Source organism: Achromobacter sp. 1L-A-4-B-C2 (assembly GCF_057291955.1).
The window spans coordinates 1-24,851 of sequence record NZ_JBXAWP010000001.1 but is presented as its reverse complement, the minus strand read 5'-3'; the positions used below and the strand labels follow the sequence as shown (position 1 = coordinate 24,851).

Below are 24,851 nucleotides of genomic sequence, written 5' to 3'. Positions count from 1 at the left end.
TCCGAGCACAATGGGTATATTATATATCATATATCCTAACGTAGAAAGGACGCGCCATGCGCCAGCACCAGGAGGCCCCCACCGAGGGGGAAGTTGCGATGCTGCGGGAAAAGGCCCGCTACATCCGGCTCGAGACAATCAGATTGATTGAAATTGCCAAGGTCGGGCATTACAGCTCGGTCTTTTCGTGCGCCGAGATCTTTGCGTCGCTCTACTACGACGTGATGCGGCTGCGTCCGGGCGAGCCGCATTGGCCCGATCGCGACCGCTTCCTGATGGGCAAGGGCCACGCCGCCGTCGGGCTGTTTCCGGTGCTGGCCGATCACGGCTTCATCGACCGCGCGTTGCTGGACGGCTATACGCGCCTGGGCAGCCCGCTGGGCGACCACCCCGACATGAGCAAAGTCCCCGGCGTCGATTTCAGTTCCGGTTCGATCGGGCACGCGCTGTCCAACGGCGTCGGCATGGCGATGGGTGGCCGCATGAGCCGGCGCGACTTCAACGTCTTCGTGATGCTGGGCGATGGCGAAATGCAGGAAGGCCAGGTCTGGGAAGCCGCGCTGTTCGCCGCCCACCACCGGCTGTCGCGCCTGGTCGCCATCATTGACCGCAACGGCTACCAGCTGGACGGCAAGGTAGACGACGTGATGGGCGTGGAATCGCTGCGGGAAAAGTGGCTGGCGTTTGGCTGGGAGGTGCAGGAGGTTGACGGCCATAACCTGCGCGACCTGACCGCGCTGCTGCGCCGCCTGCGCGCGGACGACACGCGCGACAAGCCCGCCTGCGTGATCGCCAAGACGATCAAGGGCAAGGGCGTGTCCTACATGGAAACCGAGCCGGGGTGGCATCTGGGCTACCTGGCGCCGCAAGACGCGCAAAGCGCTGTCGACGAAATTCTTTCCCGCGAGATCTGAATGGCACAGGCACAAGTCCTATCCCCCGACTCCTGGCAGTACCGCGCGCTGAACGCGGTGAACCCCGGGCTGTCGTACCTATCCGATGCGCTGATTGAATTGGCTCAGGCCGGGCATCCGGTGGTCGCCGGCTCGGCCGATCTGCAATACTCCAACGGCCTGAACCGCTTCGCCACCGCCTATCCCGACCGCTACATCCAGTTCGGCATTTCAGAGCAGAACATGGTGTCGGCCGCCGCCGGCCTGGCCACCACCGGCATGATGCCGTTCGTGGCCACCTTTGCGTCTTTCCTTGGCTTGCTGTGCTGCGAACAAATTCGCATGGACGTTGCGTACACGAAGCTGCCCGTGCGCCTGATCGGCCATCACACCGGCATCAGCCTGGGGTTTTATGGCACGTCGCACCACGCCACCGAAGACATCTCGACGATGCGTGCCCTGGCCGGCCTGACGGTCGTGTCGCCCGCCGACGGCCCGCAGCTGGCCGCCGCTATCAAGGCATCGGTCAACTGGCCCGAGCCGATCTACTTTCGCATCGGGCGCGGCCGCGATCCGCAGGTGTATGAAGACGGCACGCCGTTTGAATTCGGCCGCGCCATCGTGCATTCCACCGGCTCTGACTTGAACATCATTGCCTGCGGCATCACGCTGCACGCCGCACTGGCCGCCGCCGAGCAATTGCGTGCGGATGGCTTGTCCGTGGGCGTGATCGACATGCCGACCATCAAGCCGCTGGACCGCGATGCGGTGCTGGCCGCCGCCGGCCAGGCCCGCCGCATGATGACGGTGGAAGAGCACAATGTGCTGGGCGGCCTGGGGTCTGCCGTTGCCGAAGTGTTGGCCGACGCCGGCACCGGCACGCGCCTGCGCCGCCACGGCATCTACGACGAATACAGCCTGATCGCGCCGCCCACGACGCTCTACGCGCATTACCAGCTGGACGCGGCCGGTATCGGCGCCGTCGCCCGCGAAGTCATCGCATCCTGAATCTACCGCTTTTGAATCTGGAGAACCCATGAAGGAAATCACCGGCAACACCCGCCTGTTCGGCATCCTGGCCGACCCGATCCATCACGTGAAAACGCCGCAGCGCATGAACGAACTGTTCGCGCAGCTGGGCTACGACGGCGTTTGCGTGCCGTTTCACACCCGTCCCGATAATCTGGCCGCCGTGGTCGAAGGCTTGCGCCGGCTGGAGAACCTGGGCGGCGTCATCGTGACGATGCCGCACAAGACCGCCATCCTGGACCTGGTGGATGACGTGACGCCGGTGGCGCGCAAGATCGGCGCCGCCAACGTGGTGCGCCGCGATGCCGACGGCAAGCTCACCGCGCACATGCTGGATGGCGAAGGCTTTGTGCGCGGACTGCAAACCGCGGGCGTGGACCTGCGCGGCAAAAGCGCCTACCTGGCGGGCGCGGGCGGCGCGGCCAATGCCATCGGCTTTGCCTTGGTGCAGGCCGGCGTGTCGCGGTTGACCATCGCCAACCGCACCCCGGCCAAGGCCGAGGACCTGAAGGCGCGCATCCTGTCGCTGCATCCCGACGCGAACATCGCCGTGGGTACGCCCGACCCTTCGGGCCATGATGTGGTGGTCAACGGCACGTCGCTGGGCATGAAGGAAGGCGACGCGCTGCCGCTCGATACCGAGCGCCTGACGCCCAAGCAGCTTGTGTGCGAAGTCATCATGCAGCCGAAAGACACCGCGCTGCTGCTGGCCGCGCAAGCCAAGGGCTGCAAAGTGCATTACGGCGCGCCGATGCTCGTCTGCCAGATTGCATTGATGGCCGAAATGCTGGGCGTGACGGCAGCCAAATAAGCCCGCCAAATAAGGCAGGCGGCGGACATCAGGACAAGGTGTAGAACGATGGGCGATTTCGATTTCATTATTGCGGGCGGCGGCACGGCGGGCTGCATCCTGGCCAACCGGCTCAGCGCCGACGGCAAGCATCGCGTCTTGATGCTGGAGGCGGGCCAGGAAGCCCGCAGCATGTGGATTTCAATACCGGCGGGTTTTTCCAAGCTACTGGTGAACCCCGACTACAACTGGCGCTTTGCCACCGAGCCCGAAGACAACGTCTATGGCCGCACCATCGCCGTGCCGCGCGGCAAAGGCGTGGGCGGTTCCACCTTGATCAACGGCATGATCTACGTGCGAGGCCAGCCGCGGGATTACGACGGCTGGGAAGCCGCGGGCGCAACCGGCTGGAATTACGCACAGGCCGAGCGGCTGTTTCGCAAGATCGAGCATTACGAGCGCGGTGGCGAGACACGCGGCAAGAACGGCCCCATGCATTTGGAAGAAGTGGCCGAACGGTTTCCCGTGTCCGACGCGTTCCTGCGCGCCGCGCAAGAAGACGGCCAGCCCTTGAACCCTGACTACAACAGCGGCAAGCAAGAAGGCGTGGGCCACTACCAGGTGCTTCAGCACCGTGGCCGCCGCTGGAGCGTGGTGGACGGCTACCTGAGGCCGGCCGCCGGGCGCAAGAACCTGCGCGTCGAATGCGGCGCGCACGTGACGCGACTGGTGTTTGAAGGCAAGCGCTGCGTGGGTGTCACGTACCGCAAGAACGGGCAGGAACACACCGTGCGCGCCGCCCGCGAAACCATCCTGTGCCTGGGCGCGGTGCAGTCGCCGCAGTTGCTGGAACTGTCCGGCATCGGCAACCCCGCCTTGCTGCAATCGTTCAACATTGCGCTGGTGCATGCGCAGCCGCAAGTGGGTGAAAACTACATCGACCACTTCGCCACCCGCATGAATTGGCGGGTGAAGGGCACGGTGACGTTGAACGAGATGTCGCGCGGCTGGCGACTGGCGCAGCAGGTGGCGCGCTATTACACCCGCCACACCGGCATCCTGACGCTGGGCACGGGGCTGGTGCACGGCTTCGTGAAAAGCACGCCCGATTTGCCCACGGCCGACGTGCAGTTTTTCTTTGTGCACGCCAGCTACGCCAATGCCGCCGAACGCATCCTGGACCGTCAACCGGGCATGACGGTCGGTGTGGCGCAGCTGCGCCCGGAATCGGTCGGCACCATACACATCAAGTCGGCGGACCCCTTGGCGGGCCCGTCCATTCGCCCGAATTTCCTGTCGGCGCAGATTGACCGCGACAGCTTGGTGGGCGGCATGAAGGTTGCACGGCGCATTGTCGGGCAACCCGCGATGCAGCCCTATATCCAGGCCGAGCTCAGCCCCGGCGACGCGGTGCAAAGCGATGAACAATGGTTGGACTTCGCGCGCCGCAATGGGCAAACCATCTATCACCCCATCGGCACCTGCCGCATGGGGTCGGACGCCGCCGCCGTCACCGATGTGCGCCTGCGCGTGAACGGGGTGACGGGCTTGCGCGTGGTGGACGCATCGGTGATGCCGAAGATGGTGTCGGGCAACACGCAGGCCGCCGTGATGATGGTGGCCGAGCGCGGCGCCGAGCTGATTCTGGAAGACGCCGCCACGGCGTGATCGCGCACCGCGGCACGATGAGACAATGCGCGCCGGGCCGGGTAGCCCGTCGCGCATTGTGGTTTCTGGACGATCGGTGATTACCCGATCAACGAATCAGGAAGCCCGCGCCGACCGGGTCGTTGCGATCAATGACCCAACGCGCGGTGCCCAGGATGCTGGCCGTGCCCTTGACGGTAGGACGCACGGCGCGCGTGCCGTTCAAGTCCACTTCGCCCAACAAGCAGCCCTCAAACGTGCCGCTGCCCAGCAAGCCTTCGGACTTGATCGGCTGGTTCAGCCCCATCTTTCCGCGTGCTTCGAACATGGCCATCATGGCGCTGGTGCCGGTGCCGCCGGGCGAGCGGTCCAGCTGGCCGGCGCTGAACACGTGCACGTTCTTGTAGAACGCGCCTTCGATTGTGGGCTGGTGCCAGAAGGTGATGAAGTTCAGGTTGTTGATGTGCGCTTCGGTCGGATGCTGGATGCGGTGGCGCGCGTTCAACTGGTCACGCACGATCAGGCCCATGCGCGACAGCTCGGTGCCGTTGTCCGGCGAGATGCGCAGGTCGCAGCCCGACAGGTCGACGATGCCGAAGTAATTGCCGCCCCACACGATGTCGGCCGACAGCTTGCCGTAGCCCGGCAGCTCCACCGGGATGTCCTGCGCGGCCACGTACGCGGGCACGTTTTCAAAGCGCGTCCACAGCACGTTGTCGCCTTCGGACGCGACTTCCGACACGACCAGGCCCGCCGTGGTTTCAAAGCGGATCTTGGTGATGCCGTCCTTGCCGCGCGCCACCAGGCCGTTGGCCACCATCGCCATGCTGACGGCAATGGTGCCGTGGCCGCACATGTGCGAATACTCGGTGCCGTCGATATAGATCAGGCCGGCATCGAATTGCGGGCTGGACGGCGGCGTGAGGAACACGCCGAACATGTCCTTGTGGCCGCGCGGCTCGCGCATCAGCGCCTGGCGCAACCAGTCGTAGTTCTGCTCCAGAAAGGCCCGCTTTTCCAGGATGGTGGATCCGGCGGGGTAGGGGATGCCGCTGTGCACGATGCACAGGGGCTCGCCTTCGGTATGGGTATAGATGACATCGAACGCGTCTTGCTTGCGCATGACTGTGGCTCCAGACTAAGTAGGATGAAGGGGAAAAGCGGATGGGGGAAACTATTTGCCGCGTTCGGACAGCATGTCCAATCCGACGGTCAAATCCAGGATGACGATAGCGATCACCGCAACCACAATCGTGGCGCCCGATACGGCTGCGATGGTCGGATCGATCGTGTACTGCACATAATTGAATAGCTTGACGGGTATGGTGTTCAGGTCCGCCGTGGTGTTGAAGATGGATAGCTCCACGTTGATCCACGACGAGATGAACGCGAAGATGGAACCCGTGACGATGCCGGGCCGGATCTGCGGCAGCATTACCAGGAAGAACGTGGTCCATGGGTTGGCGCCCAAGTCGGCCGACGCCTCTTCCAGCGCGCGTTGTTCGGGCGTGAGCAACGTCAGCGTCGAGCGCAACACGAACGGCGCGATGATGACGATGTGCCCGATCAACAGCGACAGGAAACTGCGCGTCAACCCAAAGTACGCGCCGTACTGCAACAGCGCCGCGCCCAGCACAATGTGCGGCAACACCAGCGGCGACATCAGCACCGATGTCATCGCCGCCTTGCCCGGGAAGTCATAGCGCGCCAGCGCCAGCGCGGCCGGCACCGTCAGCAACACCGCCACCACGGTGGCCGCCAGCGCCAGCACCGTGCTGGTCGTGAATGCCGCCACGTAGCCGGCTTCGACCAGCAGCGTGCGATACCAGTCCAGCGTCCAGCCGTGCGGCGGAAACGCCAGGTACGGCGTGGTCGTGAACGACGAGCCCAGGATGACGACCAGCGGCAGCGCCAGGTAGGCAAGCACAGCCAGCGCGATCAGGCGGATCAGGTGGCGGGCGATCATCGCGCGGCTCCCGGCAAGGTGGCGGCGCGGTTGGCCAGCGCCACCAGGATCAAGGTGAAGACCAGCAGCACCATGCTGAGCGCGCCGCCGTAATGAAAGTCGAAGACCGAGCTGTATTGCTGGAAGATCAACATGGACAAGACCGATATCCGTCCACCCGACAGCAGTGCCGGCGTCACATACGCGCTGACCGCCAGCGTGAAGACGATGATGGCGCCGGACACCACACCCGGCAGCGTCAGCGGCCACGTGATGTGCAGGAAGGTGGCGGCGGGGCTGGCGCCCAGGTCGGCCGAGGCGTGCTCGCAAGCCGGGTCGACGCGCGCCAGCGCATTGCCCACCGCCAGCACCACGAAGGGCAGCAGCACGTACACCATGCCGATCAGGATGCCGGTCTCGGTACCGATGAAGCGCACCGGCCGGTCCGCCGCGCCCACGCCCACCAGCGCCTGGTTCACCAGCCCGTTGCGGCCCAGCAGCACCATCCAGCCAAACGCGCGCACGATGTTGCTGGTGAACAAGGGCACCACCAGCAGGATCACGCAAAAACGCCGCCACGCCTGCCATCGCACGACGCGCACCAGGTACCAGGCCAGCGGATAGCCCAGGATCACGCAAACGATCGTGGTGAAAAAGGCCAGCCGGAAGGTCGTCAGGATGACGTCCCAGTGGTACTGGTCTGCCAGCACGCGCAGGTACTGCTGCGCGGTCAAGGTCATGCCGCCCGCGCTGTCGGGGCCGGCGGCAGCACTGGTGATGCTGGCCACCGCAACCACGGCCAACGGCGCCAGGAAGAACGCCGCGAAGAACAGCGCGGGTGCCGCCAGCAGCAAGCCAGGCGATAGCCAGGTGCGGCGCGTCATGGCTGTTCACCGATCAGGTGCAGTTGTTCGGGCGCGAACGACAGGCTGACGGTCGCGCCGGGCAGCAAGCCCGACGGCGCGATGCCGCTATGACGCGCCACGACCGTCTGCCCGCCCACATCCACATGGATCATGCTGTGGCTGCCCACATTGATTACGTCGGCCACCACGCCCGTCAACCTGCACGCGTCTTGCCCATCGGCCAGGCGCAGATCTTCCGGACGCAGCACCGCCACGCCGCGTGCGGGCGCGGCATGGCCCGCCAGCGGCACCAGCACGCCTTGCGTATCCAGACGCAGCGCGTCGTCGTCCGCCGCGGTATACGTCATGAAGTTCGCGTCGCCGATAAATTCCGCCACGAATCGCGTGGCGGGGCGGCGATAGATATCCGTGCCCGCGCCCACCTGCTCAATGCGCCCGGCGTGCATCACGACGACGCGGTCCGCCATCGTCATTGCTTCTTCCTGGTCATGCGTGACGAAGATGAAGGCGATGCCCAGCTTGGCTTGCAGATGCTTGAGTTCCAGCTGCATGCGCTTGCGCAGCTTCAGGTCAAGGGCCGACAGGGGCTCGTCCAGCAACAGCAGCTTGGGCTGGTTCACAATGGCGCGCGCCAGCGCCACGCGCTGCTGTTGGCCGCCGGACATTTCACGCGGATAGCGCGCACCGAAGTCGGCCAGCCCCACCATATCCAGCGCGGCGCGTGCGCGATCCGCCGCGTCCTTCTTGGACGCACCCTGGCGCCGAGGACCGTACGCCACGTTCTCCAACACGGTCATGTGCGGAAACAGCGCGTAGTTCTGGAACACCGTATTCAGCGGGCGGTGGTGCGCGGCCAGGCGGCTGATGTCCTGGCCGTCGATCAGGATGCGGCCCGATTCCGGTGTCAGAAAGCCGGCAATCGATCGCAGCAACGTGGTCTTGCCGCAACCGCTGGGCCCCAGCAGGGCCACGAATTCCCCCTGCTGGATGTCCAGGTCGATACGGTCCAGCGCCTGGTAGGCGCCAAAGCGCATCGACACGCCTTCGATGGAAAGCAAAGCAGACATGGTCGACCCCGGCCTAGCGCTTGCGAGCGACTTGGCGGTTCCACGCGTCGGTGACTTCCGCGCGGCGGCTGTTGATCAGGTTCCAATCGAACAGGCTCAGGTTCTTGACGGAACCTTCGGCGCCCCACGGCAGCTTGCGGGCCACGTCCGGCGGTACCTGCACGCCCTTGACGGCCGGGCCCAGGTACAGGCGCGTGGCCAGGCAGGCGGCGGCGTCGGGCGTCAGTGCGGTGTCGATGAACTTCTTGGCGGCCGCCGCGTTGGGCGCGCCCTTGACCAGATGCAGGCGGGCGTCGGTGGCCCACGCGCCTTCCTTGGGTACGGCAAAGCCGATGGGCAGGCCCTTGTCGATCAAGTCCCAGGCGCCCACGTTGAAGTGCGCGCCGATGATGGCCTCGCCACTTTGGTAGGCGTTGCTGGCGGCGCCCGAGCTATCAAAGAACAGCGCGGTGTCCAGCGAGGCCAGCTTGGTGTAGAGCGGCGCCAGGTTGGACGGGTCTATCGCCCAGACGCGCGCCAGGAAGAACACGAACGGCACGCCAGAAGAATTTGCGGGGGACGGCACGGCCACGGCGCCGGCGTACTCGGGCTTCCACAAGTCCTTCCAGCTGGTTGGGGCCTCGCGCACTTCCTTGGTGTTGTAGGTGATGCCCAGCGAGTAATAGCCGGTGCTGACCGCGTAGGCCGCGTCGCCATTGCGATAGACGCCCTGGTCGATCACATTTTTCAGATTGGGAATGGTGGCCGGGTCCAGCGTGTCCAGCACGCCGGCCTGCGCGGCCAGTTCGCTGATGCCGCCGTCCATCCACGCCACGTCGATCGTTGGCGCGTTCTTTTGCTGTTGCAGCTTGGCCAGGGTGGTTGTCGACGTGCCCACTTCAGGCACCACCGTGACGCCCGTGGCCTTGGTGTAGGGCTCGGCCACGCAAGCGCGAAACGCATCGCCCCAGTTGCCGCCGTACCAGGCGACGGTGATCTTCTGCTGCTGCGCACCGGCGGGGCCGGCCATCAAGAGGCCGGCGCCCATCAGGGCGGCGGCCAAAGCGCTGCGGGTAAGTGTTGCCATCGTGGATTCCCCTTGTCGATTTGTTGGCATGTTCCGGAAGTCTGAGCCCAGTGAGGCGCTTGCCGACATTGCCATGGATGCATCTTGGGCGATGCACGGGAAAACGAGCTTGAAGGCGCGGGACAAAAACTTGAATAATTGCGTCATGACCGCCACCGACAACCCCGCCGCCGAGTCGCCCTCCTATGACGACGCCCACGACGCGCTGCCTCGGGAAAAACCCGCATTGAACGTCGGCATCGTGTTGATGGACCAGTTCACGCTGGCCGCTTTCGCCGGCCTGGTGGATGTTTTGCGCCTGGCGGGCGACCACGGTGGCCGCAGTCGTCAGATCCATACCTCGTGGCGTGTCATGAGCTGGGACGGCAAACCGCGCCGCGCCAGCGCCGGGCTGACGATAGACGTTGCCGACGGCTTGCCGGCCGACCCCGCCGAATTCGACTACGTCGCCGTGTGCGGCGGCAACGACTACATCAATGGCCGCATGCCGGAACCGCTACGCGACTGGCTGCGGCTGGCGGCGGCAAGGCGGGTGCGCCTTCTGGGCATCTGCACCGGAACGTTCGCCCTGGCGCAGGCCGACGTGGTCGGGCCGCGCACGGTCTGCGTCCATTGGAATGTGCTGGATGCTTTCCGTGCGCGCTTTCCGCAAACGCGCGCGGTCGTGGACCGCCTGTTCGTGGACGAGGGCGACCTGATTTCCTGCGCCGGTTCTACGGCCGCCATCGATCTGGCGCTGTATCTGGTCGCCCGGCATTGCGGGCGGGACAAGGCCCAGCAGGCAATGCGGCACATGATGCTGCAAGGTGTGCGCCCCGGCCGGGTGCCGCAGGCGCATTTCCGCACCGACTTGTCCGGCATCCAGGACCTGCGCGTGCGCCAGGCTGCGCACTTTATCGAGCAGCGCATCGACAATCCCCCGCCGCTGGACGCCATTGCCCGCTATGTCGGTGTGGGGCGACGGCAACTGGAGCGCGCGTTCCGGCAGGCGACAGGAAAATCCCCGATGGCGTTCCAGCGGCAACTGCGGCTGGAATATGGAAGCTGGTTGTTGCTGAATAATCCTTGCAGCATTACGCAGATTGCGTTGGACTGCGGATTTGCGGACGGCGCGCATTTCTCGCGTGATTTCCGCGCGCACTTTGGCGTATCGCCGCGCCAGTATCAACAGGCCCAAGGCCTGCAACCCCAAGGGCAGGAAGACAGCGTCGACGCCTTGCCCGCCTGAGCCTGCCCCCGACGCAAGGAGACGGCATGACCTACGACCTTTGGTATTGGGAAACCATTCCCGGACGCGGTGAATTCGTGCGCCTGGCGCTGGAAGCGGGCGCCATCCCTTATCGCGAGCGGGCGCGCGAGCCGGGCGCCTCGGACGATGCGTTGATCGAAGACATGCGCACGCCGCGTCCGCATCCTCCGTTTGCGCCGCCTTATCTGGTGGCGGGCGAGATGACGCTGGGTCAGACTGCAAATATCCTGCTGTTCCTGGGTGAAGAGCACGGCCTGGCGCCCGAGTCGCTGGAAGGGCGGTTATGGGTCAATCAATTGCAGCTGACCATCGCCGATATGGTGACCGAGGCACACGACACCCACCATCCCATTTCGGCCAACGATTACTACGAAGACCAAAAAGAAGAGGCCGCGCGGCGCGCCCGGACTTTCCGGGAAGAGCGCATTCCGAAGTTCCTGTCCTATTTCGAGCGCGTATTGGCCGGGCCGAAGGCATGGTTGGCGGGCGAAGACCGCTGGACCTACGTGGACCTATCGCTGTTTCATCTGGTTGATGGCTTGCTCTACGCCTTTCCGAAGCGCATGGGGACGGTGGCGTCCAATTATCCGAATGTGATGGCGCTGCATGCGCGCGTTGCGGCGCTGCCCGCATTGCAGCCCTACTTTGCCAGTGGCAGGCGGTTGCCCTTTGGCGAATGCATATTCCGCCAGTATCGCGAGTTGGACGCAGCCTGATCGTTTGCACGACGCGCCAGAGGCAAAAGCGGGAGACATTAACGGCTCGCGCATGGTCGATATTAAGTGACAAGCCGGACAGTATTTTATAAGGGACGGATAAATCCCGATGACGTTTTTCATATTAATAAAAGGGCCGGTTCCATATATGGAGTCGGCCCTTTTTAGTTAATTGTCAGAAACTGCAATGTGCCCATGTGGTAACTCAGGTTGCACCGGGTTTATACCAACATAGAAACCCATCAGGATTATCGAATAACGCGATTTTTTTTCGTTGAACGAGCCAAAAGGTGGAGAAACGTACGTTTATAGGATTAATATTTTCGACTGGATACATTCTGAACGGTTTATCTTCTTAGTCGGCTTCGTCGCCATTGGGGCGACGGCCATACGCGGTAGTGCATGCGGCGCGGCGTGCATTGCCTAGGCAGGGTTGGGACGCGCCAATCGGTTCTGATTTGAAATTACCTTTTGGTCATCGGCAGCACTTCGTCCCACTTTGGCAGGAGAAACCCTATGCAATGGATCACATTAAGCCGGCTGTTCCGTGGAAATCGCGGCATGCAGAAGGCCGACCTGTACGGTCAGATATCCGCCATTCACAAAGCGCAAGCCGTAATCGAGTTCGACCTTCAGGGCCATGTGCTCATGGCGAACCAGAACTTCCTGGACACGATGGGTTATACGCTTGATGAAGTCGTGGGACATCATCACGGTATGTTCGTAGACCCTGAAGAACGGGAATCAGCGGAATACGCGGCCTTCTGGCACAAGCTGGGCCAGGGCGCCTATGACGCCGGGCGCTATCGCCGTGTGCGCCATGACGGCACGGACGTCTGGCTGCAAGCCTCGTACAACCCCATTTTCGATAAGCGCGGACGGCCGCTCAAGGTCGTGAAATACGCCACCGACATTACCGACCAGCAACAACGGCAAGCGGATACCGAAGGGCAGTTGGCCGCGATTTCGAAAGTGCAGGCGATTATTGAATTTGAACTTGACGGCACAATCATCCGCGCCAATGACCTGTTCTTGAAAACCGTGGGCTATCAGGCCGCGGAAGTGGAAGGCCAGCATCACAGTATGTTCGTGCGCCCGGACGAAGCGCGCGGGGCCGCCTATAAAGAGTTCTGGCGCAAGTTGCGCAGCGGCCAATATGACACCGGCCAGTATCTGCGCATCGGCAAGGGCGGCCGCCAGGTCTGGATCGAGGCCAGCTACAACCCCATCTTCGACGCCGAGGGCCGCCCCTTCAAGGTAGTGAAATTCGCCACCGACATTACCAAGCGCTTCACCGCGGCGCAGACCTTGCGCGTGGCGGTCCAGGGCCTGACCGAAAACGCCGAGCGCGCCAGTCAGGCCAATGCGCTGGCGCTGGACGCCAGCCAGGTGGCCGAGCAGGGCGGCAAGACCGTACAGGGCGTGGTGCGCACCATGGGCGCCATCACGGAAAGCTCGCGCCGCATATCGGAAATCATCGGCGTCATGGACGGCATTGCGTTTCAAACCAACATCCTGGCCTTGAACGCGGCGGTAGAGGCCGCGCGCGCGGGCGCGCATGGCAAGGGCTTTGCCGTGGTTGCGGCCGAGGTCCGCAGCCTCGCCCAGAGCAGCGCGGCAGCCGCCAAGGAAATCAAGGGCTTGATCACCACGTCGGTTGAACAGATCGAAAGCGGCGCGGGGCAGGTCCAATCCGCCGGGGTCACCATGGAGGACATTGTGGCGTCGTCGCGCCGCGTGACGGAAATCATGGCCGAGGTGGTCAATGTGTCACTGGCGCAGTCGGCCAAGCTGGGCGGTGTCACGCAAGACATCACGCAGATGACGGCCGACGCCGAACAGACCTTGCGCGCGACGCAGGCCAGCGCTGACGCGCAGGCGGCGCGGGCTAGCCGTCAGCCCGCGGGCGTGGTCAAACCGGTGACCGCCGCGTTGCGCGCCCGGCCCGCGGCCAATACGGCGTTGCCGCCGGCGCCCGTCTTGGAGTACGTGCGGTACTGAAGCCGGCGCCGATTGCGCTATAAAGACGGTATTGTTTGAATCCCAGGCCTGGGCCGGAGCATTCCCGCCCAGGTCGATTTTTTTGCGGCCACCGTCCATGACTGAATCCGAAGCCCTGGCTCTTGCCTCTCACCGCCACTACAAGGGCGGCCTTTACCGTTATGTGGGCACGGCCCGACATTCCGAAACCGAAGAGTCGATGGTGGTGTACGAACACCTCTGGCCTCACGAGCGCGGCCTGTGGGTGCGGCCGGCTTCGCTGTTTTTTGGCCAGTTGGCTGATGGGTCGCCCCGTTTTGCGCCCTTGGCTACAACGACCGTGACGCCGTGACGTTCTTTTATCGCCGCGCACGCACGGGGCTGTCGCCCGCGCTGACGACATCGACCGATGCATTGGCCGGACCTGCCGGCAAATCCACCAGCGGAACGCCGGCAAGAATGTCCGCAAGAACGCCCGCCAAGACGCAGGCTTCGGCGGCCTTGGCCTCGGCGCTTCAAGCGCTGCGGGGGCCATTCATCGTGGCCGACCTGGAAACCACCGGCCTGTCGACCGCCACCTGCGAGATCCTGGAATTTGCCGCCGTGCGCGTCGAGACCTGCGGCACGCTGGCGCGCGAATATACGCAGGTGGTTCGAACGTCGTCGCCCGTGCCGTCCTTCATCACCCGCTTGACCGGTATCACGCAGGCCGAAGTCGACCGTCACGGCGTGCCGGTGATGCAGGCGTTTTCGTCGTTTCTTGAATTCGTCGAAGACCTGCCTGTGTTCTTTCACAACGCGTCTTTTGACCGGCGTTTTCTGGGCGCCACGGCGGATCGCACCGGCCTGCCGTTCGTCAATGCCACGCATTGCACGCTGGCGTTGGCGCGCCGCGCGTGGCCCGAATTGCCCTCCCACAAACTGGAAATCCTGGCGCGGCACGTGGGTGCGTCCAACCCTACCCACCGGGCGCTGGCTGATGTGCGCACCACGGTCGCGGTGGCGCTGGCGGCCAATGCGCGGCTGGCCACGGCGTAGGAACGAAGATGTCGGATCTGCAAGATATCAAGCTGGCGCTGCGGGCCTTCACGGCCGAGCGGGCCTGGCAACCTTTCCATTCGCCCAAGAACCTGGCGATGGCGCTGTCGGGCGAGGCGGGCGAGCTGGTGTCGCTGTTCCAGTGGCTGACCGAGGCCCAGTCGCGCGAGATGACGCCGACGCAGTTGGCGCACGCTGCCGACGAGATCGCCGATGTGCAGATGTACCTGGTGGCGCTGGCGGATCAATTAGGCATCGACATTGCCGATGCCGTGGCGCGCAAGATGGTGAAAAACGCCGAGAAATATCCGGCGGACCGGTTCGCGGGCAGCGCCCGCAAATACGACGATCCGCCTGGCGAAGCCTAATGCCTGACGCCTGACGCCTGGCGCCCAGACATCAGGCGCCGGGCGGTCAGATCACCTGCTGTTCATGATGCACCACGGGCGGCTCGACGAAGAACCCCGCCACCAGTTTGCGCCATTCCTGGAAGTCGGGCGATTCGCGGAAATCGACCATGTGGTTTTCAACCGTTTCCCAGGCCACCACCAGCGTGTAGCGCTGCGGTTGCTCGATGCTGCGGTGCAGTTCCATGCCGTGGCATCCGCGCGCGCGCAGGAACAGCGGCTTGGCCTGCGCGACGCCCGCTTCGAACAGCGCTTCCTGGCCCTCGCGAACGTGGATGCTGGCAATTTCCTGGATCATGACGAGTCTCCAAATAAATGGGGTCGGGTAAGCACCGGCCGGCCGGAGTAGTATGGCTGATAATTTCTTGCTTAGCCTGTTCATGAATTCCCGAGCCGCCGTCCTGACTCGTCTCATTACCCTGCGCCTGTTCTGGTATGTGGGCATCGGCGCCGTTGCGCTGATGGCCCTGTCACTGCACACACAGTTCAGCGTAGCGGTCTTGCTGTCGGCCATCGCCGTCTACATTCCCCTGTCGATGCTTTTCTTGCCCCTGATGGCGTGGCTTTGCGTCCGGCGCGGCACGTCCGCCAACAGCGACAGCTTGCTGTCGCCCTGGCCCGCCTGGCTGGCCGGTTTGTCGGGCATCGCACTGCTGGTCAGCTACCACCTCGTGTCCGACCTGGACCTTGCCGAGTGCGGCTTCCTGTTGCTGCTGGTGGCCGGCGACCTGTGGTTGGCGCGCCGCGAGTCGGCACAATTGCTGCGCATTGTCAGCTTGTCGCAAGGCTGACAGTAAGCCTAAAGGTCACTCGCTCGCTCATCCCCGGCGTGCGCGGTAGGCCCCTTGTCCGAGCCGACCGCGCGCCGAGCCATCCTTAGAGTTGAAGGTCGGCCCGCGGGCACGGCACGCGCCTGCGACTTTCATCGGCCATACGCACGGCGTGATGCCGGTTGGCACGCCATTCGTGCGGCCCGCTACCTGCCTTTGACTGCATCCTTACGGAACCGGTCGCCCGTTTAGCCGATATCGACGAGCCTAGGACGGAGCAATCATTCCGTACCAATACGAAAGTCCCACGCCCAACATTTCAGTCAGGCGCCCGGCATGACGTAGGGGTCCGCGCCGGTAGGCCACCGGCACCTGAGCATCCGTATGAAACGGATCAGGAGGAGCTCAAATGAAAAAGCTCGCAGTCGTCGCAGCGCTGTCATTGTTTGCCGCATCCGCGTATGCCAGCGGTCCAAACATGCCTTCCGTGTCGATCACCGGCCACGCCGGCACGATCAATGGCACGGCTTCATCCATCTCGACCGGCAGTTCCGTCGTGGCCACCCAGGTCAACGGCTATGGCTCGTCCAGCCAGACCTCGTTTGGCGAAACGGGCGGCGTGGCGCAAGTTGGCGGAACGTTCAATCGGGACGGCACCACGGTGGTGACCAGCACGCGGCAATATGCCACCAGCGAATCCTACGGCCACATTTCGGGCAACGCGCCGATCATGGTGGGCGACAGCATCGCCAACGGCGGCGCCTCGTTCGGGAACACGGAAACCAAGGCAACGGCCTCCGGCACCTTCGCGTCCGCCAACATCGGCGCATTCGGGGCGATTGGTGGTGTGGGGTCGATGGGTCACGTTGGCGGGTTCAATCGCTGACCGATTTTCCGGACGGCTACGGCCGTCCGGTCGAGGGGACATCATGAAGAAAATCGTGTTTGCCATCACGCTGTCGCTTGCAGCCGGCTCGGCCGTTGCACAGACCAGCAATTCAAGTTCCACGACGTCTGCATCGTCGGGGGCAACCAACGCCGGCAACAACCAGGGCATTACGCTGAACTCGAACAACAGCGGATCCAGCACCGTGAAGACGGTGCCCCCGGTTGGCGGCCAGAGTTTTTATGGTTCGTTTTCGTCCGATAGCTGCATGGTGTCCGCCGGTGGCGGCGGGTCCGTGGTGGGCTTCGGCATGAACGTGGCCATTCCGATCGAAGATCAGAAGTGCAGCTTGCGGCGCAATTTTGAACGCACCATGCAGGCCGCCGCGTCGACCAAGGACGCCGATCGTTCACGGCGGCTGGAAACGGCGGCAATCGACATCCTGTGCCAGACCGACGACCGCACCAAGGCGGCCTTGGTGGCGCAAGGCTTGTGCACCAATCCCGCCTTGACGACGGCCGATCACCGCTTTGACACGACGGCGGTCGCACAGGCGGCCCCGACCACGGCGACCGCCGGAGCGCCCGCTGTGGGGACGCAGCCCGCCGGCACTTTGGCGGCACCCTCGCAACCCCAGGCGCAATTACGCCCGCTTGCGACCACCGCCGCCTTGCAAGCGGTGCCGGTGCAAACCGCGCAAACCACCGCGCTGGCCTCGCCGCCGCTGCGCAATCCGCGCCTGGAGCGCCAGCGCTTCGCCGACCTGTATTCGCCGGGATGAACTGGGATGAACTGGGATGGCCGGGCTTGAACCGGGGCCGATCGCGATGAACCGGCTGGCGCCTACGCTGAGGGCGGGGGCGCCACGGCTGCGGTGGGTTCGGGCGGGTTCGGCGGGCCGGGGGGCGCCGATGCCAGCAGCATGGTGGGCGGCGACGAGACCTCCAGGCCCGCATCGTGCAGACGCTTCAGAACGGTGAACAGCAAGGCGCTGCGTACGCCATAGGCCGCGCGCGGCGACGATACGTAGCCCTTGGCGTTAAAGATCAGATGGCCATTTTCCAGGCCGTCCAAAAATACATTGGGAGCCGGGGTGTCCAGCACATCTTCGTGGTCGGCAAAGGCTTGCAGCATCAGTTCGCGCACCGCTTCCGCATCCGTTGACAGCGGCAGTGGCAGCTTGATCTGCACCAACCCAAGCGGATTGGACCGCGTCACGTTGCGCACCGTCTTGGTCACGAACTCCGAGTTCGGAACGATCACGGTGGACCGGTCGCCCATCTGGATTTCCGTGGCGCGCACGTTGATGCGCAGGATGTCGCCTTCGACCCCGCCCAACGACACCCAGTCGCCCACCTTGACCGGGCGCTCGGCCAGCAGGATCAGGCCGGACACAAAGTTCTGCACCACGGCTTGCAGGCCAAAACCGATACCCACGGACAGCGCGCTGGCAATCCACGCCACGCGTTCCAGGCCGATGCCAGCGGCGGACAGCGACAGCGCGAACGAGATCACAAAGCCCGCATAGCCGAACAAGGTGGCCGCCGACAGCTGCATCCCCGGGTCCAGCTCGGTAGTGGGCAGATAACGGTTGGACAGCCAACGCTTAAGCACCTTGACGCTAAGCAGTGACAAGGCGAGCACCATCAGCGCCTGCAAGACAGCGCCAGGCCGGATCTGCGCTTCTCCGATCGCCAGGCCTTTGCGCAGCTGGTCAAAGCGCTGGAGCAGGTCCATCGGGCCTTCGCCAAACGGTGCCAGCAGCAGGATGATGGCAAGCAGGCCCACCGCCACGCGACCCACGCCGGACAGCAATACGGCCGCCTGGTCGCGCAGGCTGGGACCTTCGCGTTCGCCGTCGCGGTGGGACGTGCCCAGCAGCGTGCTGAAACCGTCTTCGATCAGTGTCGACAGCAGATAAGCGGACGCCATCACGATCAGGATCCACAGCACCTGTTTGGCCAGGAACGCGCCAAAGGCCACGTAGCCGGCCAGCAGGCTGGCCATGCCCAGGACCAGCACGGCCCAGACCGCGCCAAGCAACAGCGACACCCAGAAGGGCGCGGGCGCCTCGTTTTCCTGAACGATCTTGCGCCGCAAGCGCCGGCCGATGGCCAGCACCGTGCTCATGGTCGCCATGATCAACACGGCCACGATGCCGGTCAGCGTGATGGTCGTCGTCAGGCTGGCGTTAAGCAAAACGGGCAGGCGCTCGGCCAGCCAGATCATGACGACCAGCGTGCCCAGCAGATTGGGCAGCCAGTGCAAGCGCGCGGCGACCAGGTCATGGATAGGCGGCAAGCGCCACGACGGCCGGTTGCGCGACAGCAGCGCGTTGCCCAGGCCCGACACGTAGCCGCCGAAACAGACCGTGGCTACCAGCGTGGCCAACAGCGCGGCCGTGTTGTCGGACAGCTGCGAATTCCAGTCCAGGCCGGTATGGATCAGCAGGGCGATGACGCCCGGCGTCGCCACCGACAACATCACCTGCGCCACGGCCAGGAACGAGCGGCGCAGGCGGCCTGGCGGCACGCGCGTCGCGGTCAGCTTGAGGATCAGGCGGCCGATCCAGATTCGAAGTGCGATCACCAGCGCGGCCATGGCAATCAGCAGCAGCCAGCCCCATTTCGGTGTCTGTCCGATGGCCGTGGACAGGTCGTCACCCAAGGCTTCCAGGCGTTCCAGATCGCGCGGAAATTCGGAACGGAATTCCGTCCAGAACTGGCTCGACAGGAAGGAATCGCGGCGCTCGCCCATGCGCGCCTGGAATTGGGTACGCCGCTGCGCCGAAATCTGTTCGGCGGTTTGGCCGGCGTCCACGGACAGCAGCCGGGCCAGCTTCAGCTGCGCGTCCAGGGCGCGGCTGTTCTTTTCCAGTTGCGCGCGCTGCGCCGCCACGTCGGGCGCTTCTTTTGCGCCGTCGGGCGGAGCGCCCAGCTCGCTCAGCCTGGCGGTCACGCTGGCCAGTTGCGGGGTCAGCGCTTCGGTAGCCGCATCGGCCTTGGACTGGATGTCCAGCGCGTCGCCGCGTTGCTTGACCAGGGCGGCGTCGTCGGTCTCGTCCGTGAAACGCTTGCGGATGTCGTCGATCTGCTTGCGAGCCGCAGCCAGCACCGCCTCGGTTTCAGTAGGGTTGGGCGGCGGCGCCGCGAAGGCGGGCATCAAGCACAGCGACAGCAGTATCGCGGCGAGAAAGGCGGCGAACGCGGGCATGCGCCCGTGGCGCAGGCTGGGGAAAAAAGGGGAGGCGATGGGGGTCATATTCCGGGGGCGAATCACTCGCGTCGAGGCGGCAGCATAACAAGCCGCGAGCCCCGCCGTTGCAACAAAAATAGTGCTGTGTCCCCGGTTCAAAATTCCTTTTGCCGCCTGGCAAGTCAGTCTTCTGCCGGCCGGATAAATAGGGCCGGATTCCGCCGGAAAGGCCTGGACACCGCCGCTAGCTCGGGCGCCTTCGAAAATCCTGTTTACCAGGCCAACGTTTGGATTCAATCGGCGCGCGGCGCCGGCCCCCTCGTGCCGGACTTTTTGGGCTTGCCCAACACCGCGTCGCACACCTCCAGCCAGGCGCGCGCGGCGAACGACAGGTAGCCGGACCGCAACCAGATATGGCCCACCTCCCATTGCATGCCGGACTTGGCCAACTTGGCGGTGCTGAGCCCGCGCGTCTTGATGCGCTGCATCAGCGGTTCAGGCAGCAGCGCCACGCCAAGCCCGGCCGACGCCATTGCCACCAGAAAGTCCCAGTGCGCGCTTTGGGCGGCGATGCCGGGCTGAAAACCCGCGTCGGCAAACGCCTGGCGCAGCCGACGCGTGATGGCGAAGTCGTCGGTGGGGATCAGCAGCCGCGCGTCGCGCAGGGCGCTAAGGGGCAGCGACGTCTTTCCCGCCCAGGGCGCATCTGGCGGCCCGATCACCCAGATCGGGTAGCGCCCGAAGGGCTGGGCGGCCAGTCCACCGTCGGGCGCAATGGGCAGGATGGTGGCGCCTACCTCGAGTTCTCCGCTGGCGACCAGCGCCTCGACGGCTTGGCCGGTGCCTTCGCGCAAGGTCAGGTGGATGCCAGGGTGCAGTTCTCGGAAGCGCTTGACCACCGGCGTGAACAGCAAGTTGATCATCGGCGGAATACCCACTTCCAGCGCGCCCCGCCGCACGTCGGCGGTCTGGCGCAGTTCTTCGGTCAGCTGGCGCATGGTCTCCAGGACCTGCAAACCGCGCAGGTACATCACGCGCCCGGTATCGGTGGGCCGGGCGGTGTGCCCATCGCGAATGAGCAGCGGCGTGCCCGCTTCTTCTTCCAGCTGGCGGATCATTTTGCTGACGGTGGATTGCGTCACGAACAGCGTCTTGGCCGCTTGCGTGAAGCTGGCGTGCCTGACCGTTTCAACGAAATACCGCAATGCGCGCACGTCCATGGCGGCAGGCTCCCGGTGCGCTCGTGGGCGCAATGACCATTAAAACGATGAAAAAAACGACTGATTTTGATGATTTTAAGTCATTACGAGATTTCAACGCGCCTTCCTATACTGCGAAAAATTCGTCCCGGACGGCGGCAATGTGCCTGTGTCTGTGCCGGGATATCGGGAAACGCCGCGTCAGACGGCGCCCGGACGCGCAAGGCCGTCATGGTTGCGTCCGGCCGCAAGCCGTTGGCCTTTAAATGTGGAGACACCATGCATTCCGACCGTATTCGCCATCCCGGGCTGCTTGCCCGGATCACGTCCGCCGACCAGGCGGCATTGCTGATCAAGGACGGCATGACCGTCGGAATGAGCGGTTTCACGCGTGCGGGCGACTGTAAGTCCGTGCCGGCCGCGCTGGCCAGCCGCGCCGAACACGAGCCGCTGTCGATCACCTTGATTACGGGTGCGTCGTTGGGGCATGACACCGACAAGATGCTGGCCCAGGCAAACGTGTTGTCGCGCCGCATGCCGTTCCAGGTCGACACCACGTTGCGGCGCAAGATCAATCAGGGCGATATTGCCTTTATCGATCAGCATCTGTCCGAAACGGTGGAGCAATTGCGAGCCGGTCATATCGGACCGATCAACGTGGCGATTATCGAAGCGGCCGCCATTACCGAAACGGGCGCCATCGTGCCGACGATGTCGGTGGGCAATTCGGCGTCGTTCGCGCAGCAGGCCGACCAGATCATCATCGAATTGAACCTGGGTATCCCTGCTGCCATCGAAGGGCTGCACGACATCTACGTGCCCGCCGACCGCCCCGCGCGCCAGCCGATCGGCCTGGTGACCGCCGATCAACGTATCGGCCAGCCGTTCATCCAGGTGGACCCGGACAAGATCGCCGCCATCGTGATCACACACGAGCCGGACAGCCCTTCCAACGCCTTGCCGCCGGACGACGAAACCAATGCCATCGCCGGGCATATCAATACGTTCCTGCGCGGTGAAGTCGACGCCGGCCGCCTGACCAATGCGTTGTTGCCGTTGCAGGCCGGCATCGGCACCATCGCCAACGCCGTGCTGCACGGGTTTGAATCATCGGACTTCGAGGCGCTGACGATGTACTCGGAAGTGCTGCAAGACAGCGCCATCGAGTTGCTGGATCAGGGCAAGCTGGCGTTTGCGTCGGCCTCGTCCATTACCGTGTCCAAACCGGTGTACGACAAGATCTTGGCAAACCTGGAGCATTACCGCGAACGCATCGTGCTGCGGCCGCAAGAGATCAGCAATGCGCCCGAGATCGTTCGTCGGTTGGGCATTATCGCCATCAATACGGCATTGGAATTCGACATCTACGGCAACGTGAATTCCACGCACGTCGGCGGTACGCACATGATGAACGGCATCGGAGGCTCGGGCGATTTCGCGCGCAACGCGCACTTGGCCATCTTTGTGTCCAAGTCGATGGCCAAGGGCGGCGATATCTCAAGCGTGGTGCCCATGGTGTCCCATGTGGACCATACCGAGCACGATGTCGACGTGCTGGTCACGGAATGCGGCCTGGCCGACCTGCGCGGGTTGGCGCCGCGTGAACGCGCCCGCGTCATTATCCAGAATTGCGTGCACCCGTCCTACCGTGCGGCATTGCGGGACTATTTTGATCGCGCTTGCCAGCGCGGCGGCCAAACCCCGCATCTGCTGGAAGAGGCCTTTTCGTGGCACCAGCGTTTCAATGAAACGGACTCGATGCAGGCTGACAAACCGGCGACGCGCAAAGCTGCTTAAGCTGGCGTCACTGGCGGGCTGGCCCCGCGTCCGTGCTCATGCCCGTGTCCGTGTCGGTGTCGGATGAAGGCGTAACCAGCGCGCAGCGGGACAACTCCAGCTCTTCGTGCAGCCACTGTTTCAACGCGACAAGCGGCGCCCACTCGCGCAGGCTTGGCGGATAAACCAAGTGGTAGGTCTGCGCCTGCTCATAGTGCACGCGCATGGGCGACACGCGCACGAGCCGTCCCGCGCAAAGCGCATCTGCCGCGAGTAGCTCGCGGCCAAGAGTGATGCCCAGCCCTTGTTCGGCGGCCTGCAACATCATGCCGGCGTCGTTGAACGTGGCGACGGGCGTAACGAGCGTGCGCAGACCCGCCGCGTTGAACCAGTGTTGCCACATTTCCCGCTCGCCCAGCAACGGCTGGCGGGCCAGCGTTTGGGCCGTGTCGTCTTCCAGCGACGCGGCGGTTTCTGGCGACGCCAAGGCGATCAAGGGCAACGGCATGTCGAACAACGGTTCGGACTCCACGCCCGCCCACGGTCCGCGGCCAAATCGCAGGGCCGCATGAAATCCGTCCCGAACCAGATCGACCACCTGTTGGGACGTCTCGATCTCAAGCGACACACCCGGATGGCGCGCACGCCAACGCGCCATGCGCGGCAATAGCCAACGCTGAGCGAATGACGGCAGTACCGACACGCGCAGCCGTTGTTCACTACCGGTAGCCGACGCGGCGGCCGCCATGACGCCTTCGTCCAGCAGGGCCAGCGCGCTCTGCACGCTGCACAACAACGCCGCGCCGGCGCTATTCAAGACAATGCCGCGTCCGCTGCGCTCAAACAGCGCGAAACCCAGCTGCTCTTCCAATCCCTTGATTTGCTGGCTGACCGCGCTGTGCGTCAAATGAAGGCGCTCGGCGGCGGCGCGCAGGTTCTGCAATTCGGCAACGGCCCTGAAAGCGGGCAGGGTGTTGAGCGGGAGGCGCATGGCGGAATGTTCGGACATTGAATTGCTGGTTAGCGTAACTGACCAATAAGCCGAAAACAATTGGATTTTCATCGGGTATTTGGGCGGCTACGCTTACCGAATCGTCAAACGCAATAAGGAGACGGTCATGTCCGCCCAACTTTCACCTGTTTCGCCGTCATTCCCGGCTACCGCGTCCGGCGGGCACCCGAGCTTTCAGCCAGGCGCCGGGTTGGTGCCGCTGCTGTGGGCGGCGTTCCGCTTGTGGCGCATGCAGTCTCGCATGCGTAACGTGGCCGCCGACATGGACCCTCGCATCATGCAAGACGTCGGCGTACCGGAGTGGCTGGTTCACGAAACCACCGTGCACCGCGAACTGGCCCGCCTGCGCAACGTGGACTATCTGCGCTGGTAGACGTCTCCACCGGCGATAAGCATGACCACGCTTTGTCGCTATATATATAGGGGCTGGGGCGCCGAGGGCATCCTCTATATATAGAGAGACTGGAGGAAGCCCTGGCCGGCGCACCCTATGCGTCGACGTTTGAGTCGCCTTCATGACAGGCCCGAAACTTGTGCTATAGTCTCGCTCCTTCGCAGTTCAGACATTTTGAACGGCGAAGCCAAGCAGTACGACGGGCTCCGGCCTGCCGCCAAGCAGCCAGCGATGGCAGTCAGGTGGGATTGCAAGGAATGGTGCAAATCAGGCAAAAGCCAGTTGCACAGTCTGCAAAAATCGTGCTATAGTCTTGGGCTTGGCTGGTGGTGACGAACAAGGGTTTACCCGAATCGAAATCGCAAGCCACCTGAGTAGTAACCGACCTCTGGTTTCCAGAGTCGCCCTAGCGAAAGCCAGTGGCGGGGTTGCAAGATAGGATGCAAATTAGGCAAGAGCCGGTTGCATAATCTGCAAAAGTCGTGTTATAGTTTCAGGCTTGGCAGTTGCCGAAAACTTAGGGTTTACCCGGATGGGTGTTCTGATGTTTCGATAGCTGCTAAAGAGGGCAGACCTGAAGAGGTCGCAGGCAGGAAAGCGGTGGCGCGAAAGCGAACGAAGCTGACTTGACAAGCGATAAAAACTTCTTCATAATCTCGCCTCTCTGCTGCTGAAAGCAGCAAGCGACGCAAGGCGAAAGCCGGGCAGCGCTGGCAGGATCAGCAGGTAGCAGTAAGCAGTTTGTAGTACCGAATTTGCAGTACCGCTCTTTAACAATTAAACAACCGATAAGTGTGGGCGCTTGATGCGATGCACTGTGATTTAAGTCCGGGGTTAAACCTTGGCTTGCTTCACAAGCACAATGAAATCAAGTGCTCACTAGAAGTGAAGTACCTTAGACGTCAAGTTTAAGAACATACCTCACT

General features: G+C 63.7%; 24 protein-coding genes. 15 read left to right on the top strand and 9 right to left on the bottom strand.

Going from position 1 to position 24,851, the window contains the following annotated elements; all coding sequences use genetic code 11:
- Positions 1-98: 98 nt before the first annotated feature.
- The 4 genes from AC0Z35_RS00120 to AC0Z35_RS00105 are packed head-to-tail and all read left to right on the top strand — an operon-like array spanning position 99 to position 4,380.
- Positions 99-914: a transketolase gene (locus tag AC0Z35_RS00120; protein ID WP_485131667.1), complete on the top strand. Its 816-nt coding sequence runs from the start codon at positions 99-101 to the stop codon at positions 912-914.
- Positions 915-1,901 (top strand): transketolase family protein, encoded by a 987-nt coding sequence (locus AC0Z35_RS00115; RefSeq protein ID WP_046806188.1) that lies wholly within the window; start codon positions 915-917, stop codon positions 1,899-1,901.
- Between the two features lie 28 nt (positions 1,902-1,929).
- Positions 1,930-2,733, top strand: a complete 804-nt coding sequence (locus AC0Z35_RS00110) for a shikimate dehydrogenase family protein (RefSeq protein WP_485131625.1) — start codon at positions 1,930-1,932, stop codon at positions 2,731-2,733.
- Between the two features lie 48 nt (positions 2,734-2,781).
- Entirely contained in the window at positions 2,782-4,380 is a 1,599-nt protein-coding gene (locus tag AC0Z35_RS00105) for a GMC family oxidoreductase (protein ID WP_485131626.1), read from the top strand.
- Between the two features lie 88 nt (positions 4,381-4,468).
- On the opposite strand, the gene AC0Z35_RS00100 is transcribed toward AC0Z35_RS00105, so the two are convergent.
- The 5 genes from AC0Z35_RS00100 to AC0Z35_RS00080 are packed head-to-tail and all read right to left on the bottom strand — an operon-like array spanning position 4,469 to position 9,303.
- A complete protein-coding gene (locus AC0Z35_RS00100) occupies positions 4,469-5,482 on the bottom strand; it encodes a proline racemase family protein (protein ID WP_104144506.1) in 1,014 nt (337 codons plus the stop codon).
- Between the two features lie 51 nt (positions 5,483-5,533).
- A complete protein-coding gene (locus AC0Z35_RS00095) occupies positions 5,534-6,325 on the bottom strand; it encodes an ABC transporter permease (RefSeq protein ID WP_485131627.1) in 792 nt (263 codons plus the stop codon).
- Positions 6,322-7,188, bottom strand: a complete 867-nt coding sequence (locus AC0Z35_RS00090) for an ABC transporter permease (RefSeq protein WP_120156581.1) — start codon at positions 7,186-7,188, stop codon at positions 6,322-6,324. The genes AC0Z35_RS00095 and AC0Z35_RS00090 overlap by 4 nt, the downstream gene beginning before the upstream one ends.
- Positions 7,185-8,237 carry an ABC transporter ATP-binding protein gene (locus AC0Z35_RS00085; RefSeq protein ID WP_319308334.1) on the bottom strand — a complete coding sequence of 351 codons (1,053 nt, stop codon included), beginning with the start codon at positions 8,235-8,237 and terminating at the stop codon, positions 7,185-7,187. The genes AC0Z35_RS00090 and AC0Z35_RS00085 overlap by 4 nt, the downstream gene beginning before the upstream one ends.
- Positions 8,238-8,250: 13 nt before the next feature.
- On the bottom strand, positions 8,251-9,303 hold the full coding sequence (locus tag AC0Z35_RS00080; protein ID WP_120156579.1) for an ABC transporter substrate-binding protein: 1,053 nt from the start codon (positions 9,301-9,303) through the stop codon (positions 8,251-8,253).
- 145 nt (positions 9,304-9,448) lie between these two features.
- Between AC0Z35_RS00080 and AC0Z35_RS00075 the strand changes: the two genes are divergently transcribed.
- The 6 genes from AC0Z35_RS00075 (at position 9,449) to AC0Z35_RS00050 (ending at position 14,654) form a co-directional block, all read left to right on the top strand.
- Positions 9,449-10,531, top strand: coding sequence for a GlxA family transcriptional regulator (locus AC0Z35_RS00075; protein ID WP_219990765.1), 1,083 nt, complete (start codon positions 9,449-9,451; stop codon positions 10,529-10,531).
- A gap of 26 nt (positions 10,532-10,557) precedes the next feature.
- Positions 10,558-11,268, top strand: a complete 711-nt coding sequence (locus tag AC0Z35_RS00070; RefSeq protein ID WP_485131628.1) for a glutathione S-transferase — start codon at positions 10,558-10,560, stop codon at positions 11,266-11,268.
- A gap of 516 nt (positions 11,269-11,784) precedes the next feature.
- The gene (locus AC0Z35_RS00065) at positions 11,785-13,269 is read left to right on the top strand and encodes a methyl-accepting chemotaxis protein (protein ID WP_046806180.1); all 1,485 of its coding nucleotides are present in this window, start codon (positions 11,785-11,787) and stop codon (positions 13,267-13,269) included.
- Positions 13,270-13,366: 97 nt separating this feature from the next.
- Positions 13,367-13,600, top strand: a complete 234-nt coding sequence (locus AC0Z35_RS00060) for a DUF1653 domain-containing protein (RefSeq protein ID WP_046806179.1) — start codon at positions 13,367-13,369, stop codon at positions 13,598-13,600.
- A gap of 107 nt (positions 13,601-13,707) precedes the next feature.
- The gene (locus tag AC0Z35_RS00055) at positions 13,708-14,286 is read left to right on the top strand and encodes a 3'-5' exonuclease (RefSeq protein ID WP_104144501.1); all 579 of its coding nucleotides are present in this window, start codon (positions 13,708-13,710) and stop codon (positions 14,284-14,286) included.
- An 8-nt stretch (positions 14,287-14,294) separates the two neighbouring features.
- Positions 14,295-14,654, top strand: a complete 360-nt coding sequence (locus tag AC0Z35_RS00050; RefSeq protein ID WP_485131629.1) for a nucleotide pyrophosphohydrolase — start codon at positions 14,295-14,297, stop codon at positions 14,652-14,654.
- A 46-nt stretch (positions 14,655-14,700) separates the two neighbouring features.
- On the opposite strand, the gene AC0Z35_RS00045 is transcribed toward AC0Z35_RS00050, so the two are convergent.
- On the bottom strand, positions 14,701-14,991 hold the full coding sequence (locus tag AC0Z35_RS00045) for an antibiotic biosynthesis monooxygenase family protein (protein ID WP_046806177.1): 291 nt from the start codon (positions 14,989-14,991) through the stop codon (positions 14,701-14,703).
- A 52-nt stretch (positions 14,992-15,043) separates the two neighbouring features.
- On the opposite strand from AC0Z35_RS00045, the gene AC0Z35_RS00040 reads away from it, so the two are divergent.
- From AC0Z35_RS00040 to AC0Z35_RS00030, 3 genes are all read left to right on the top strand, one after another.
- Positions 15,044-15,484 (top strand): hypothetical protein, encoded by a 441-nt coding sequence (locus AC0Z35_RS00040; protein ID WP_223264900.1) that lies wholly within the window; start codon positions 15,044-15,046, stop codon positions 15,482-15,484.
- A gap of 388 nt (positions 15,485-15,872) precedes the next feature.
- Positions 15,873-16,349 (top strand): hypothetical protein, encoded by a 477-nt coding sequence (locus AC0Z35_RS00035; RefSeq protein WP_046806176.1) that lies wholly within the window; start codon positions 15,873-15,875, stop codon positions 16,347-16,349.
- Between the two features lie 43 nt (positions 16,350-16,392).
- Positions 16,393-17,130 carry a hypothetical protein gene (locus AC0Z35_RS00030; protein ID WP_120156576.1) on the top strand — a complete coding sequence of 246 codons (738 nt, stop codon included), beginning with the start codon at positions 16,393-16,395 and terminating at the stop codon, positions 17,128-17,130.
- 62 nt (positions 17,131-17,192) lie between these two features.
- Here AC0Z35_RS00030 and AC0Z35_RS00025 read toward each other — a convergent pair whose 3' ends face one another.
- Both AC0Z35_RS00025 and AC0Z35_RS00020 read right to left on the bottom strand, forming a co-directional pair.
- Positions 17,193-19,562, bottom strand: a complete 2,370-nt coding sequence (locus AC0Z35_RS00025) for a DUF3772 domain-containing protein (RefSeq protein WP_485131630.1) — start codon at positions 19,560-19,562, stop codon at positions 17,193-17,195.
- 275 nt (positions 19,563-19,837) lie between these two features.
- The gene (locus tag AC0Z35_RS00020; protein ID WP_046807946.1) at positions 19,838-20,764 is read right to left on the bottom strand and encodes a LysR family transcriptional regulator; all 927 of its coding nucleotides are present in this window, start codon (positions 20,762-20,764) and stop codon (positions 19,838-19,840) included.
- A gap of 258 nt (positions 20,765-21,022) precedes the next feature.
- Between AC0Z35_RS00020 and scpC the strand changes: the two genes are divergently transcribed.
- The gene (gene scpC / locus AC0Z35_RS00015) at positions 21,023-22,540 is read left to right on the top strand and encodes a succinyl-CoA:acetate CoA-transferase ScpC (protein ID WP_485131631.1); all 1,518 of its coding nucleotides are present in this window, start codon (positions 21,023-21,025) and stop codon (positions 22,538-22,540) included.
- A gap of 7 nt (positions 22,541-22,547) precedes the next feature.
- On the opposite strand, the gene AC0Z35_RS00010 is transcribed toward scpC, so the two are convergent.
- On the bottom strand, positions 22,548-23,510 hold the full coding sequence (locus AC0Z35_RS00010) for a LysR substrate-binding domain-containing protein (RefSeq protein ID WP_104144605.1): 963 nt from the start codon (positions 23,508-23,510) through the stop codon (positions 22,548-22,550).
- 127 nt (positions 23,511-23,637) lie between these two features.
- On the opposite strand from AC0Z35_RS00010, the gene AC0Z35_RS00005 reads away from it, so the two are divergent.
- Positions 23,638-23,904, top strand: coding sequence for an isoleucyl-tRNA synthetase (locus AC0Z35_RS00005; protein ID WP_485131632.1), 267 nt, complete (start codon positions 23,638-23,640; stop codon positions 23,902-23,904).
- Positions 23,905-24,851: the final 947 nt, after the last annotated feature.